Here is a 14,465-nt window from a genome sequence, read left to right on the forward strand (position 1 = left end):
TTATGAATATTTTAGTAACCGGTGGAGCTGGTTTTATCGGCAGTGCTGTTGTCAGGCACATTCTTGCGAATACAAATGACTCAGTTATTAATGTTGATGCGCTTACTTATGCAGGCAACTTAGAGTCAATCCCAGCTAAATTGCAAGCTGAGCGTTATATTTTTGCTCAGGTTGATATTTGTGATTATGTGGCGCTTAAACAAGTATTTGATACTTATAAACCCGATTTAGTGATGCATTTAGCGGCAGAGAGTCATGTTGACCGCTCTATCGAAGGGCCTGGTGCATTTATAAATACCAATATAATTGGCACATTTAATATGCTGGAATGTGCAAGACATCATTGGCAAAGTTTAACTGCTGCTGCACAGAATGAGTTCAAATTTCATCACATTTCAACAGACGAAGTATATGGTGACCTTGAAGGTACTGAAGAGCTATTCACAGAACAAACTCCTTATGCACCAAGTAGCCCTTACTCGGCGAGTAAAGCTGGGTCTGATCACTTAGTAAGAGCTTGGGGGAGAACTTATGGTCTACCGATTGTTGTAACTAATTGTTCTAATAATTATGGCCCTTACCACTTCCCTGAAAAGCTTATTCCGCATGTTATTTTAAATGCATTACATGGTAAGCCTTTACCTGTGTATGGTGATGGTAAGCAAATTCGAGATTGGTTGTTTGTTGAAGACCACGCTCGCGCTTTATACAAGGTAGTAACCGAAGGCAAAGTTGGCGAAACATATAATATTGGTGGTCATAACGAAAAACAAAATATCGAAGTAGTCCACACTATTTGTGAATTACTAGAAGAGCTTGTACCCAATAAACCTGAGGGTATTGCTAATTACAAAGATCTTATTACCTTTGTTAAAGACCGCCCTGGGCATGATGTACGTTATGCAATTGATGCGACTAAAATGCAACAAGAACTTAATTGGGTACCTAAAGAAACCTTTGAAACCGGTATGCGTAAAACGGTTGAGTGGTACTTGGCAAATACAAGTTGGTGGCAGCGCGTTTTAAGTGGAGACTACAAACTAGACCGTATTGGCGAAAATACAAAATAAAGGGTGAATAAAATGAAAAAATATAAGGGAATAATTTTAGCTGGCGGTTCAGGTACGCGTTTACATCCAATCACCCAAGGGGTGTCTAAGCAGCTTTTACCTATTTACGATAAACCAATGATTTTTTACCCATTATCTGTATTAATGCTGGCTGGCATTCAAGATATACTAATTATTTCTACCCCTGAAGATATGCCAGCATTTCAACGCTTATTAGCTGATGGTAGCCAATTTGGTATTAACATTAGTTATGCCGTACAACCAAGCCCTGATGGGTTAGCACAGGCATTTACTATTGGTGCTGATTTCATTGGTAATGATAATGTGAGTTTAGTACTTGGCGACAATATTTTTTATGGGCAAAGTTTTGGCACGCAGCTAGCGTCAGCTGTATCACGTGACAGTGGTGCTACCGTATTTGGTTACCATGTAACCGATCCTGAGCGTTTTGGTGTAGTTGACTTTGATGCCAATGGTATTGCTATTAGCATTGAGGAAAAGCCCCTCGAGCCAAGGTCAAATTATGCAGTAACAGGCTTATATTTTTATGATAATGATGTTGTAAGTATAGCGAGAGATATTAAACCTTCACCTCGTGGTGAGTTGGAAATAACCGATGTAAATAATGTTTATCTGCAACGTGGCGATCTAAACGTAAATGTATTAGGACGTGGATTTGCTTGGTTAGATACTGGAACCCATGATTCGCTTATTGAAGCAGGACACTTTGTGCAAACAATAGAGCATCGGCAAGGTCTCAAAGTTGCCTGTCTTGAGGAAATTGCCTACCACAAAGGTTGGCTAACCACTGAAGAAGTCTTGAGGGCAGGAACTAGCCTTATCAAAACTGGTTATGGCCAATACTTATTGAATTTAGTCAAAGATAAATAATATGAAAATTATAGATACAGAGATTCCCGAAGTAAAAATTATCGAGCCTAAAGTGTTTGGTGATGAACGGGGGTTTTTCCTCGAAACTTTCCAAGCAACACGTTATTCAGAGTTTCTAGGTGATGAAGTATCATTTGTTCAAGATAACCATAGCCGCTCGCGTAAAGGCGTTTTAAGAGGTTTGCATTTTCAAAAAATGAAGCCTCAAGGTAAGCTAGTAAGAGTGGTTACAGGTGAAGTTTATGATGTCGCAGTTGATATTCGTAAAGATTCAAATACTTTTGGTCACTGGGTCGGTGTATTGCTAACAGGCGACAATAAAAGGCAATTCTGGGTGCCCCCAGGCTTTGCACACGGCTTTGTAGTGTTGAGCGATGTAGCCGACTTCGAGTATAAATGTACAGATTACTATGATCCCACTGATGAGAGTGCGATTCGTTGGGACGATCCAACATTAAATATAAAATGGCCGATGGACTTTGAGCCATCGCTTTCGGCAAAAGATGCTGATGCTGGTTTTTTAAAGGACTTATAAGGGATGAAAGTGCTAATTACAGGTGCGCGAGGGCAGCTAGGGCTGTGCCTTCAAAGCCGCATCACTAATGACTTTGAGGCTATTGCATTATCAAGTAGTGAGTTAGATATTACCTCCAAATCAATGGTTAATCATGCAATAACCACACTACAGCCAGATTTAATCGTTAATTGTGCGGCCTATACAGCGGTAGATCGAGCTGAAAATGATGAAAAAGCAGCGTATTCCGTAAATTGCACAGGACCAGAGAACTTGGCGTATGCTGCGGCCATATTAGGTATCCCACTTATACATATTTCCACTGACTATGTATTTGACGGGGAATCTAAAACTCCTTACTTACCTGAGTCACCTACTGCACCAACGAGCGTTTATGGAAATACAAAGCTAGCCGGTGAAAAGGCAGTTCAGGCAATTACATCTAAGCACATTATTATTAGAACAGCGTGGGTATTTAGTGAATATGGCAGTAACTTTGTAAAAACCATGATTAAGCTGGGTTCTTCAAAGGATGAGCTGGGTATTGTTGCGGACCAAATAGGCTGTCCTACCTATGCTGGAGATTTAGCACAGTTGATAATTATGTTTGCTGACAAGTTAAAAAATGCTGACTTCAATCAGTATGGTGTCTACCACTTTTGTGGAAACAAAGCAGTTAGTTGGTATGACTTTGCAAAGGAAATTTTTACTCGCCAGTTATCAGTAGACGAAAATTATAAAGTACCAAAGCTTAATCCGCTTTCAACGGCACAATTTCCCACTGCTGCTAAAAGACCTCAATATTCCGTTTTAGCTGATAATAGCCTACCCTTACTAGGCCTGCTTGAAAGCAGCAACTGGCGAAACTCGCTGAGTACAGTGATCAACAAGTTAAATGGTTAGTATGGATTATGAAAAAGAGGAATTTAGGAATACTACAAAGTAACGCAACCATAATTGCTTTTATACAACGGATCTTAGATATATGCATAATTGTAGGTAGCTTAGTGCTTGCTGTGCTGCTTCAAGAGCAGCCTTGGCTTTTACAGCATACTACTGCTGCGCTTTTAGCTGTTTTTATTTTCCACTTTACGTGTGAGTTAGATAACCTTTATATCTCATGGCGTGGTTTGTCGATATATAAAGAGTTAAAAAAGACAACATCGCACTGGGCAATCAGCGCAGCTACCTTATTTCTTAGTGTAAATTTTTTCGCACCGCAATATTTAAACCCTGAGGGGTTGCAATTTAAATGGTTTTTAATCGCTTTAGTAGGCTTGTTGATCTATCGAATTGCTCTTCGTTTAGTATTACGTTTGTTGCGTACACAAGGCATAAACACGCGCTCAGTGGTTGTTGTAGGGGCTGGGAATGTTGGTCAACGGCTGGCGAGTAGTATCATTAGTCATTCTAGTTTTGGATTAGTGTTTGGGGGCTATTATGATGATATTGTACCTGAAAATAAATTGACAGCAGCGCAAACCATAGGGGATCTAGAGCAGCTTGTAGTTGATTGTAAAGAGGGAGGGATAGATCGAGTATATATTGCCTTGCCTCCTCAGGCTCATGAACGAAGTAAATGGCTCGTCAGTGAGCTAGCAGATAGTACGGCAAGCGTTTATATAGTGCCTGACGTCTTTACATATCAGTTATTGCATGCGCGGAGTGACGTTATTATGGGCATTCCGACAATTAGCATTTACGACTCACCTATTGATGGCAGTAATGCGATTATCAAAAGGGTTGAAGACATATTACTTTCTGTTGTTATTTTGCTTCTAATCTCACCTATTTTAATAGGGCTAGCAATTGCTGTTAAAGTAACATCAAAGGGACCTATATTCTTCAAACAAAATCGTTACGGAATTGACGGTAAACCCATAGAAGTATGGAAGTTTCGCTCAATGAATGTAATGGAAAACGGTGCTACAGTGACTCAAGCAACCAAAAACGATAAGCGTTTTACCCCTATAGGCCAATTTATCCGAAAGACGAGCTTAGACGAACTTCCCCAGTTTATAAACGTACTCCAAGGTAATATGTCAATAGTAGGCCCCCGACCACATGCCGTAGTGCATAACGAGCAGTACCGAAAACTAGTCGATGGTTATATGCTAAGACACAAGGTAAAACCCGGAATCACGGGGTGGGCACAAGTGAATGGTTGGCGCGGTGAAACCGATACGCTAGATAAAATGGAAAAACGCATAGAGTTTGACCTTGAGTACATTCGTAATTGGTCCCTACTGCTCGACTTAAAGATTGTCTTCTTAACCATTTTTAAAGGCTTTATAAATAAAAATGCTTATTAGGTTGTATTGTCAATCAAATGTAGAAATGAGATAACTGTGCTCGCAAAGTTAAAAGTTGTATTAAAAGATTCTGAGCATCGGCATACAGTAATTCACGCAGTATTAGCACTAGGCATTAGAATCCTTGGTGCTGCAATGGCTTTTTTATTTAATTTAGCCATAGCTCATCAACTTGGAGCAGAGCAGAGCGGATATTTTTTCCTTGCTTTTTCTTTGGTTATGATTTTTTCTGCGATAGCGAGGCTTGGTTTTGATAATACCGTGCTGAGGTTCACTTCCGCAAACTCGTTCAATGGTAAAACAGTTAAGGCTATTCTACATTTTTCCTTAAAGTATAGCTTGCCTGTGGCGTTCCTTTTGATGCTATTAGTTTATTTCACAGCTCCCTTTTTAGCCAATATGGTATTTGATAAGCCTGAAATTGTTACTACGTTAAGGAGTATATCGCCAGCGATTATTGGGTTGGTTATTGTCGCATTAGTGGCGATGAGTTTACAGGCAAGACATAAATTGATAGCGAGCATTCCGTGCCAGAATATTGCACACTTTGTACTATGTGGAGTGGCAATTATTTGCTTGAATGTCGAGTCAGCAAGTTCTACTGCGCTTTATCTCAGCTTATCATTAGCTAGCACAGCGTGTTTTTTTTACTGGTTAAGCTTGCGAGGCCTTAATGATCTCGGTAGAACAGTAAGTGAAGGTGAACTTTGGATAAGTGCTAGGCCCAATTGGGTCATTATGATGATGAGTCAAGCTGTCCAGTGGTTCGCTCCAATAATGGTGGGGGTGTTTTTAATCTCTGAGCAAGTTGCTTTTTTTAGTGTTGCACAGCGTATCGCTTTATTAACCTCTTTCGTTTTAATGGCCGTAAACCTAGTTGTTGCTCCTAAATTTTCAGCCTTTAATAGCAAAGGTGATCTTGAGGGGATTCGTAAAACTGCGTTATTTTCAGTGCGATTATTAGTGGTCAGCGCTTTTCCAATTGTACTGGTTATGCTGCTATTTCCAGAATTTTTAATGGGATTATTTGGTGAGGAGTTTAAGCAAGGGGCCGCTATTTTACAAATACTAGTATTGGGGCAAGCCGTTAATGTTGTAACCGGTTCGGTTGGCTTTCTATTGCAAATGACTGGTCATGAGCGCGATATGCGTTTGGTCACACTTATTAGCGGTTTTGGTGTTTTAATTAGCGTGCCTATTTTTACAAAGTTATATGGGGCAATTGGGGCTGCAATAGCTACAAGCTTTTTTATAAGCTTGCAAAACTTATTAGCTGTTTATTTTGTTAAAAAACGCTTGGGTTTTAATACCTTAAAGTTTTGGCAGAAGATGTAAGTTAGGAATAAGGATGTTTGCATGGTTTTAGAACAATGGTTGATGGTCGTTATTTTTTTATCAACCATTGTGGGGTTAATTAAATATCAACACTTCCCTGAACGAGTATTTGCAGCGGCGAGCTTAACCTGCTTTGCAACTTCATTAGTATCTACCGAACAATTGCTTGCAAATGCCGTCAACCCCGGTTTAGTTACTTTGTTGTTACTTGTGGTGTGTGCATTTGCTTTTGAACGCACTGGTTTTTTGCGTAGGCTTGCCAATGTGCTTTTCAATGGTTCGGTAGTTAAATCCTACGTACGTACTCTACTGGCCACAGTGCTGGCCTCTGGTTTTTTAAATAATACTGCGGTGATAGCTACGCTCATTAGCCCAGTTAAAAACAACAAACTAATAGCCCCGAATAAACTATTATTGCCGTTGTCGTATGCCGCTATTTTGGGCGGAACATTAACTCTCATTGGCACATCTACAAACTTGATCGTTAACTCAATGCTGATTGAGCGAGGTGTTGATGGGTTTGCTTTTTTTGACTTTCTTCCCATCGGTCTCACCGCTGTTGCCGCCTGTATGGTAGTTATTGGGTTTACCGTCAAGCGCTTAAATGGCAAAGTTAACGATTCTGCTGAGGTGGCCGACTATTTTGTAGAAGCACAAGTTAATAAAGGTTCAGCGCTCATTGGTAAAACAATAGAGCAAAATGGTCTAAGAAGCTTAGAGTCATTGTTTTTAGTAGAGATTGTAAGAGAGAGTAAGTTGATATCTCCAGTTGCTCCTTCGCATATTATACGCGAAGGCGATAAGCTTATTTTTTCAGGAGATATCACTAAAATTTTAGTACTGCAGCAGTTTGAAGGGTTAACACTATTTGCAGAAAAAGACGGGTTGCTTCGTGAAAATTTAACCGAAGTGGTCGTTAAACCTGGTGCCGCGGTAGTAGGAAAAACATTAAAGACGGCTGGTTTTAGGGCCCGATTTGATGCTGCCGTCGTTGCGATTAGACGAGAAGGTGAAAAGCTTTCAGGCAAGCTAGGTGACGTGTCGATTCAGGCTGGAGACTTTTTAGTTTTGGCCGTGGGTCCTGATTTTGCTAAACGTACTAATCTTACTAAAAACTTCTTTATACTCAATGGCGTAAAAGCAGAAAATATGCTCTCAGGCATAAAAGAACGGATTGTTACTTGGGGGTTTGTTGTTACTCTTGGGGGAGCATTAGTACTAAAGATAAGTCTATTAAAGTGCTTTATTTTTTATTTAGCGATACTAATAGCGAGCAGATGCTTATCTCTTAATGAAATAAAGCGCCGATTCCCTCTTGAATTGTGGTTAATAGTAATGAGTGCTCTTACCTTAGCAACAGCTTTAGATAACACGGGAATTGCTTTGTTAATAGCTGAGCAGTTTAAATCTCTTTTAACTGAGCAAAGCGCATATGTGGCTTTTATTGGTGTTTTTATTCTCACGCTGTTGTTTACAGAGCTAATTACCAATAATGCAGCTGCTGCATTAACATTTCCAATTGCCTTTGCTATTGCTCAGGGATTGGAAGTCAGCTATTTACCATTTGTATTGGCAGTAGTATTTGCTGCCAGCGGTAGTTTTATGAGCCCCTATGGCTACCAAACAAACTTAATGGTATACAATGCCGGAAACTATAAATTAAAGGACTTCGTACTGTTTGGCCTACCTGTCTCTATCACATACAGTGTGGTTGTACTGGTTTTAATTCCTATATTCTTTCCATTTTAGGGGATGAATATAGGCAATATTAATGAGTCACAGTTGCGAAATTGTAATTAAATATCATTTCAAAGAAGCTAGAATCTGGAAAAGCGATGACAGAAAACATTGTATGGCACTCTCAGACGGTATCAAAAGCACAAAAACAGGCACATAAAGGACATAAACCTGTACTGCTATGGTATACCGGGCTCAGTGGCTCTGGTAAATCAACAATTGCCAATGCAGTAGAGGCTAGATTATTTGAGTTAGGGTGCCACACTTATCTTCTTGATGGCGATAATGTGCGCTTAGGATTAAACAAAGGGTTGACTTTTAGCGATGAAGATAGGGTTGAAAATATTCGCCGGATCAGCGAAGTAGCCAAGCTTTTTGTCGATGCTGGAGTGATTGTCTCTACCGCGTTTATCTCACCATTTAAACAAGACAGAGAGCAGGCGCGTAACCTTATGGAAGAAGGTGAGTTTATTGAGGTGTTTGTCGATACTCCTTTAGAGGTCTGCGAGAGCCGGGATCCAAAAGGGCTTTATAAAAAAGCGAGAGCAGGGGAAATACCAAATTTTACTGGAATTGATTCAATATTTGATGCACCAGAAAAACCTGAGCTGCATTTAAAAACAGCAGAGCAAAGTGTTAAACAATGCGCAGAGCAAGTTATAAAGTACTTACATCAAAAGCAGATTATTACTTAAACTTTTCAAGCTAAGAGCATATATGTATTACGATATTTTTAATGGCGATGCCGATGGTATTATTGCGCTGTTACAGCTCCAACTGGCGAATCCTGTCGACAGTATAAAGATCACAGGGGTGAAGCGCGATATTGAGCTAATGAAAAAAATAACGCCAAAGGCAGGTGATAATATTCGTGTGCTTGATGTGTCTATGGAGAAGAACAAGCCGGATCTCTATCATGCGTTGTCTGTTGGTGCTCGTGTTATGTATGTGGATCATCATAGGTCTGGTACTGTTCCAGAACATTGTAACCTGTTTGCTCATATCAACCTGGATCCTGATGTATGCACGAGCTTAATTGTAAGCGATATATTAAATAGGCGCTTTCATTTATGGGCTATCACTGCAGCATACGGCGATAATTTAATTAGCAAAGCTAATAGGGAAGCTGATGTTTTGGGTTTAACAGAGCAAGAAAAGTCTAAACTAAAAGCGCTTGGCACTTATATTAATTACAATGGTTATGGTAGCGAGATAACAGACTTGCATTTTCATCCTGTAGCATTATTTAACGCTTTGCTGCCATATACATCCCCCTTCGAGCTAATTGCAGATAAACAGTCAGTCTATTATCAACTTGAAAGAGCCTATAAGGCAGATATGCTTAGTGCAGAGTCGGCGCAAGTACTCCATGAATGCCATTTTACTAAAGTGATTCTATTAGACGACAAAGCTTGGTCTCGAAGAGTAAGCGGTGTACTAGGCAATGAACTTGCGAATAAAACACCGAACAAAGCGCATGCTGTTGTCACATATAACAATAAAGGTAGTTACACTGTTAGTGTGAGAGCGCCATTAAGTAACAAACAAGGTGCCGCCCATGTATGCAGCCAATTTACAACCGGTGGTGGCCGTGAGGCCGCAGCTGGTATAAATGAGCTGCCTTACGATAAATTGCCTTTACTAATTGAGGCTTTGGTATCCCATTACTCGGGTTAGCATATTTGTACTATTGAGGAAGCTGCTAATTCCAAAGCTTTAAATTAAATGTTAGTTTTGTAACTAAATCAGGATTTACATAATTTCAACTCGGGAAAAGTATGTCTAAACTTACTACCTTATTTAGTGGTGTTTTCATGTTAGGAGCACCATTTACATCGGCTAACCAGGTTAATACTTACCAATCGTTTACTGGTTTCTCTGGACTATTCAATACGCCCAACGCAGAGGTCATAGATAAAGGAAATATAGTGATTGGGTATAACAACCAGCTCGCGCCTTCAGCATTTAAAGCTCGTTACTCTCATGATGAAAATGGGGCGAGATATGTTGATGGACATAACTTTAAGTTTTCAGCAGGCCTGTTCGAAGGATTAGAAGTACAAGGCTTTTTAGCGGCTTATAGCATCCATACAGACAAATTTGCAGATAAGAACTCTGAGATTCGAGATCTATCTTTCAACGCTAAGTACCAAGTGCCTTATATTCCTAAAGATTGGTTTGACTTGGCTATTGGTGTTAGAGATTTTGGAGGACGAGTAAAGGCTAATGCATATCAGACTTACTACATAGTGGGCTCGAAAGAAATTTGGGATTTCAGGTTCTCTGCTGGCTTTGGTGACAGTAATCAACCATTAGGGCAAATGGATGGCGCTTTTGCAGGGGTTGAATGGCAACCGCTAGATTGGATGGCACTTCAAGTAGAACATGATGGTGATGCTGTAAATGCAGGTTTGCGTTTAACTGTCCCTAGGAGCTGGATATACGATGTAGGTACACTTACGTTAACCAGCAAGTTTTACAGTAATACTGAACATGCAGAAAAAGATACCTTTTGGGGGGTAGATTTTTCTATGCCTTTATTTAAAAAGGCGAAACTAAATGACCCAACAGAAGCCGCACCAGCCCCTATATTAGATAACCATAAAAAGCGTGAAGCTGCATTTGAAGCGCACTATCAACAGCAACGAGCGCTAGCTCAAAAGCCGTTAGAAGAAGCCAAGCAAGAGATTGCTGAGCGTGATGAGTACCGAAAGTCACTAACGCTGCAAACTCGGGAGCTTAAAAATGCGCTAATCGACGATGGTTTAGAGGCGATTAGTGTGGGCTTTAATCGCGACCCGCATATTGTTGTAAGTTTTGAGAACTATGTCTTTAATCGTAATGATATAGACGCTATTGGTCTTGTGCTAGGTCGTATTGCTGAGCATATAGATGAGCCTGAGGCTAAATATACGATTCAGTTATTAAACCGTGGTATTCCAATGCTTTCTGTGCGTGGTGATATCGATAATTACCGTGAGTTTATCAATACTAGCAGTACGCCAGATATGGATATTCGTCGCGGTGAAATGGATCCGATTGGCAGTGTGTCTTGGGTGGGAATGCCTAAAGCCAACAGTTCATACTTTAAACCGCGTGTAACAATAGGCCCTTCTCTAGACTCACACTTTGGGACAGAGATAGGTGTTTATGACTTTTCACTCGCAATTAAAGCAGATGTGGATGTGCCTATGTGGTATGGCGGTGGCATAAGCGTTAGCGCTGAAACCGAAGTTGCCAAAACAGATGACTACGAAACAGGCAAGGCGTTTGGTCGTTTTGCAAAAAACAGTGGTGTTACGCAAGCGACAATCTATCAAACGTTAGATTTACCGTATGGAATTTATAACCAAACCCACATTGGTTTCTTTAAAGAGTTTAATGATTATACCGGTATCAAAAACGAAACGACTTGGCTTAGTGAAAACGGTCGTCACCAGCTTAATGCTGAAATTGGTTATTTAGAATATGATGACTATGACTTAGACAGAGACTATCAAACTTTGTCTTATCGCTATAACTGGGTTGAGCAGGATGTAAGTTTTCATGCAACGGCAGGTCGATTTTTTTATGAAGATAGCGGTGTAAAGTTGGAAACCCGCTTCTGGTTTGGAGATAGCTATGTTTCAATCTTTGCCCAAGATACGGATGTACAAGTCGCAGGCATTGCGTTTAGCATCCCGCTCACTCCACGTAAGGATATGGCACCGATCCGTTATGGCCAGATAAAAGGAAATGAAGCTTGGCGCCATGACGTTAGCTCTCGAATTGGAAATGAAATGAACTATATAACAGTAGGCCGTGCTCATTCAGTTAAAACACCTGTGAATTTGGATAAGACATTCCTGAATCAAGGACGCTTGTCGAGTAGTTATATTTACAGCAATTTGGCAAGATTACGAGAAGCATACCTAACTTACAGATAACAGTAGCAGCGACTTTGTGTTGCGATGCTTTTGTCGCGGGATAAACCCGCTGCTACGGGAGCGGTGTTTCGGTGCTTTTGTCGCAGGGTTATGTATTCGTAGCAGCGACTTTACGTCGCGATGCTTTTGTCGCGGGGTGAATCCGCTGCTACGGGAGCGGTGTTTCGATGCACTTGCCGTAGGCTTATGGATTTGTAGCAACGACTTTACATCGCGATGCTCCTGTCGCGGGATAAACTCGCTGCTACGGGAGAGATGCTTCGATGCTCCTGTCGCGGGGTTATGTATTTGTAGCAGCGACTTTATGTCGCGATGCTCTGTCGCGGGATAAACCCGCTGCTACGGGAGTGGTGTTTCGGTGCTTTTGTCGCGATTCTCTTGTCGCGGGGTAAACCCGCTGCTACGAGAGTAGTGTTTCGATGTTTTTTGTCGCAAGGTTATGTATTTGTAGCAGCGACTTTATGTCGCGATTCTCTTGTTGCGATGCTCTCGTCGCGGGATAAACCCGCAGCTACTAAAATCTGCGGGAATCATACAGCCATCTCACTCTTACTCTTAAATTCATATACCTTGTTAATAAATAAGCACTATATTGAAACTTTTTGCTATAAATTTGACTTCATTCATTGTCTATTTAGTGTTCTAAAGGTATCCTACTTTCAACTTATTACAGGCGGTTGGAACTACCGCTTTTCTGTGATAAATTAAGGCAGCTAACTCCGACTATATGGTTGTTTTTCCGCTAGATTGGTAGAATAACTGAGTTGGCTTTAGTCAGGGAGCGACTTAGTTCCTGTCTGTCTTATTAAATGATTTAAAACTTAAGCTTATATTGCTCTCTCGCAATATGGCTTTTTTTATGAGTTAACGCGTCAAATCGACGTAAGTTAACAGAAGGAAAACAAGGACTAATCATGATTGCAAATAAAAAATCTCTTCTTGCGCTCTCTGTAGCGTCTGCGCTAACGCTTTCTGGCTGTTTTAGCGATGATGACAACAACGTAACTATCACGCCTCCACCAGAGCCTACTGATCCAGTAATCGTTGCACCTGAGACTCCAGATGCGCTAGCACTAGTTGTAAACGGTAACGTTGTTAATGCAGACTTCGACGCGATCAAAGCGCAAGTAACTCTGCTTGAAAACGGTGAACTAAGTGCAAACACTGTTGACGTAAATGGCACTGCAGTAAACGTGATTGACGCAACTGAAGGTGACTTTACTTTCACACTGAAAGAAGGCGCTGCTGTTGATTCAATTACTGTTAACGTAACAGCTGAAGGTTATGTATCTAAGAGCTTTATTGTTGATTTAACACTTGCTGAAGGCGAGTCAGTAGTTCCTGCTCAACTAGAGCTTGTTTCTAAGAACGCTGAAGGCCTAGCTGATAAAGTGGTAGAAGCTTCTGTAACTGATGCAACGACTGCTGAAGTAATCACAGCAAAAGCTGAATCTGGTAAAGCTGGTGCTGACGTAGCAGTTCCAGCAAATACTCAGCTACTTGATGCAAACAACAACCCAGTGTCGGGTTCTACAATTTCACTAAATGTTACTGCTGCTGATAGCACATCAGCAAGTGCGGGTGCGATTCTTCCTGAAGGTCTTAACGCGGCAGGTGCTGCAGAAGTTAAAACACCAGTTGCTGTAACTAACATCGTAATGACTGACGATGCTGGTAATAAAATCAAGAAGTTCAGCAAGCCTATCGAAGTAACAATGGCAATTCCAGCTACAACTACACTAAGTAGCGGTGAAGCTGTTAAAACAGGTGATGAACTAACGCTTACTTCTCACAACGAAGATACAGGTGTTTGGTCTACTGAGACAAACAAAGTAACTGTTGGTGCATTAAATGAAGCAAACGGCACATACGCTGGTTCATTCATGACTGACCACCTTACGTTCTTCTCTGCGGTAGATACATTCGATGCATGTCAATCAGACATCAATGTAACTTTCTCTGGCGATGCAATCCCTGCTAACGGTTTAACTGTTAAGATGGAATCTAGCGACTATAAAGCTTCTGTACAAGCAAAAGCAGGTTCTACATCACAAACTGTTATTTCTGCAAACAAGGCATCACAAAAAGGCATTGCTGCTGATGCAACTGCACGTGTAACTGTTAAAGACAAAAACGGTAACACATGGTTCGATAGCGAAACTGAAGTGTCAGTTTGTGGTAACGTAAACGTTGCGCTAGCTAACCCTGTTACACTTGTTGCTGAGTCATTAGCAGTAACCGCTGTTTGTGAAAACGACAACACAGTAACTACACCTCTAACGGGTGCTGTAGTTAAATACCGTCTAGAAAACAAAGGCTTTGAATCAGCTGCTGGTACTGGTGGTACATACGAGCTAACAGACCTAGTAGAAGCTTCTTCATATGAAGTACGCGTTGTACCACGTGGTGCTAAGTTTGCGGGTCTAGGTGCTCAAAACTTTACTATCACTGCTGATGGTACTGATGAGACAGCTGAAATCACTGTAGCATGTGACGAAGTAACTGGTTCTTAATAACTATCGACTAAGGTTTGCCTTCATTAAGGTAATTTACGTCTTAGTAAGATTAAAAAGCCGCTTAAATGCGGCTTTTTTGTGTTTGTTTCTTATTCAGTGGTTTCTTTTAAAAGGCGTTGTTGTGCGACCTTGTATTTAAAATATGTTAGTAGTCGTTACGATAA

The 14,465-nt window shown here is 40.8% G+C and carries 11 protein-coding genes; all 11 read left to right on the forward strand.

Annotated elements, in window-relative coordinates; translation table 11 throughout:
* Nucleotides 1-2 precede the first annotated feature (2 nt).
* The 11 genes from rfbB (at nucleotide 3) to CTT31_RS02840 (ending at nucleotide 14,298) form a co-directional block, all read left to right on the forward strand.
* Nucleotides 3-1,070 (forward strand): dTDP-glucose 4,6-dehydratase, encoded by a 1,068-nt coding sequence (gene rfbB, locus CTT31_RS02790; RefSeq protein WP_260491933.1) that lies wholly within the window; start codon nucleotides 3-5, stop codon nucleotides 1,068-1,070.
* A 12-nt stretch (nucleotides 1,071-1,082) separates the two neighbouring features.
* Nucleotides 1,083-1,961: a glucose-1-phosphate thymidylyltransferase RfbA gene (gene rfbA, locus CTT31_RS02795; RefSeq protein ID WP_260491934.1), complete on the forward strand. Its 879-nt coding sequence runs from the start codon at nucleotides 1,083-1,085 to the stop codon at nucleotides 1,959-1,961.
* A 1-nt stretch (nucleotide 1,962) separates the two neighbouring features.
* A complete protein-coding gene (gene rfbC / locus CTT31_RS02800) occupies nucleotides 1,963-2,496 on the forward strand; it encodes a dTDP-4-dehydrorhamnose 3,5-epimerase (protein WP_260491935.1) in 534 nt (177 codons plus the stop codon).
* 3 nt (nucleotides 2,497-2,499) lie between these two features.
* On the forward strand, nucleotides 2,500-3,378 hold the full coding sequence (gene rfbD / locus CTT31_RS02805) for a dTDP-4-dehydrorhamnose reductase (protein ID WP_260491936.1): 879 nt from the start codon (nucleotides 2,500-2,502) through the stop codon (nucleotides 3,376-3,378).
* An 8-nt stretch (nucleotides 3,379-3,386) separates the two neighbouring features.
* The gene (locus CTT31_RS02810; RefSeq protein ID WP_260491937.1) at nucleotides 3,387-4,787 is read left to right on the forward strand and encodes an undecaprenyl-phosphate glucose phosphotransferase; all 1,401 of its coding nucleotides are present in this window, start codon (nucleotides 3,387-3,389) and stop codon (nucleotides 4,785-4,787) included.
* 36 nt (nucleotides 4,788-4,823) lie between these two features.
* On the forward strand, nucleotides 4,824-6,122 hold the full coding sequence (locus CTT31_RS02815) for an oligosaccharide flippase family protein (RefSeq protein ID WP_260491938.1): 1,299 nt from the start codon (nucleotides 4,824-4,826) through the stop codon (nucleotides 6,120-6,122).
* A gap of 21 nt (nucleotides 6,123-6,143) precedes the next feature.
* Complete coding sequence (locus CTT31_RS02820; RefSeq protein ID WP_260491939.1) at nucleotides 6,144-7,871, forward strand: SLC13 family permease; 1,728 nt, start codon at nucleotides 6,144-6,146, stop codon at nucleotides 7,869-7,871.
* 86 nt (nucleotides 7,872-7,957) lie between these two features.
* Nucleotides 7,958-8,554, forward strand: a complete 597-nt coding sequence (cysC, locus tag CTT31_RS02825; RefSeq protein WP_017217096.1) for an adenylyl-sulfate kinase — start codon at nucleotides 7,958-7,960, stop codon at nucleotides 8,552-8,554.
* 22 nt (nucleotides 8,555-8,576) lie between these two features.
* Nucleotides 8,577-9,536 (forward strand): DHH family phosphoesterase, encoded by a 960-nt coding sequence (locus CTT31_RS02830; RefSeq protein ID WP_260491940.1) that lies wholly within the window; start codon nucleotides 8,577-8,579, stop codon nucleotides 9,534-9,536.
* 101 nt (nucleotides 9,537-9,637) lie between these two features.
* Nucleotides 9,638-11,785, forward strand: a complete 2,148-nt coding sequence (locus CTT31_RS02835; RefSeq protein ID WP_260491941.1) for a YjbH domain-containing protein — start codon at nucleotides 9,638-9,640, stop codon at nucleotides 11,783-11,785.
* A gap of 914 nt (nucleotides 11,786-12,699) precedes the next feature.
* The gene (locus CTT31_RS02840; protein ID WP_260491942.1) at nucleotides 12,700-14,298 is read left to right on the forward strand and encodes a hypothetical protein; all 1,599 of its coding nucleotides are present in this window, start codon (nucleotides 12,700-12,702) and stop codon (nucleotides 14,296-14,298) included.
* Nucleotides 14,299-14,465 lie beyond the last annotated feature (167 nt).

The sequence above is a fragment of the Pseudoalteromonas maricaloris genome (genome assembly GCF_024746855.1).
GTDB classification, from domain to species: domain Bacteria; phylum Pseudomonadota; class Gammaproteobacteria; order Enterobacterales; family Alteromonadaceae; genus Pseudoalteromonas; species Pseudoalteromonas maricaloris.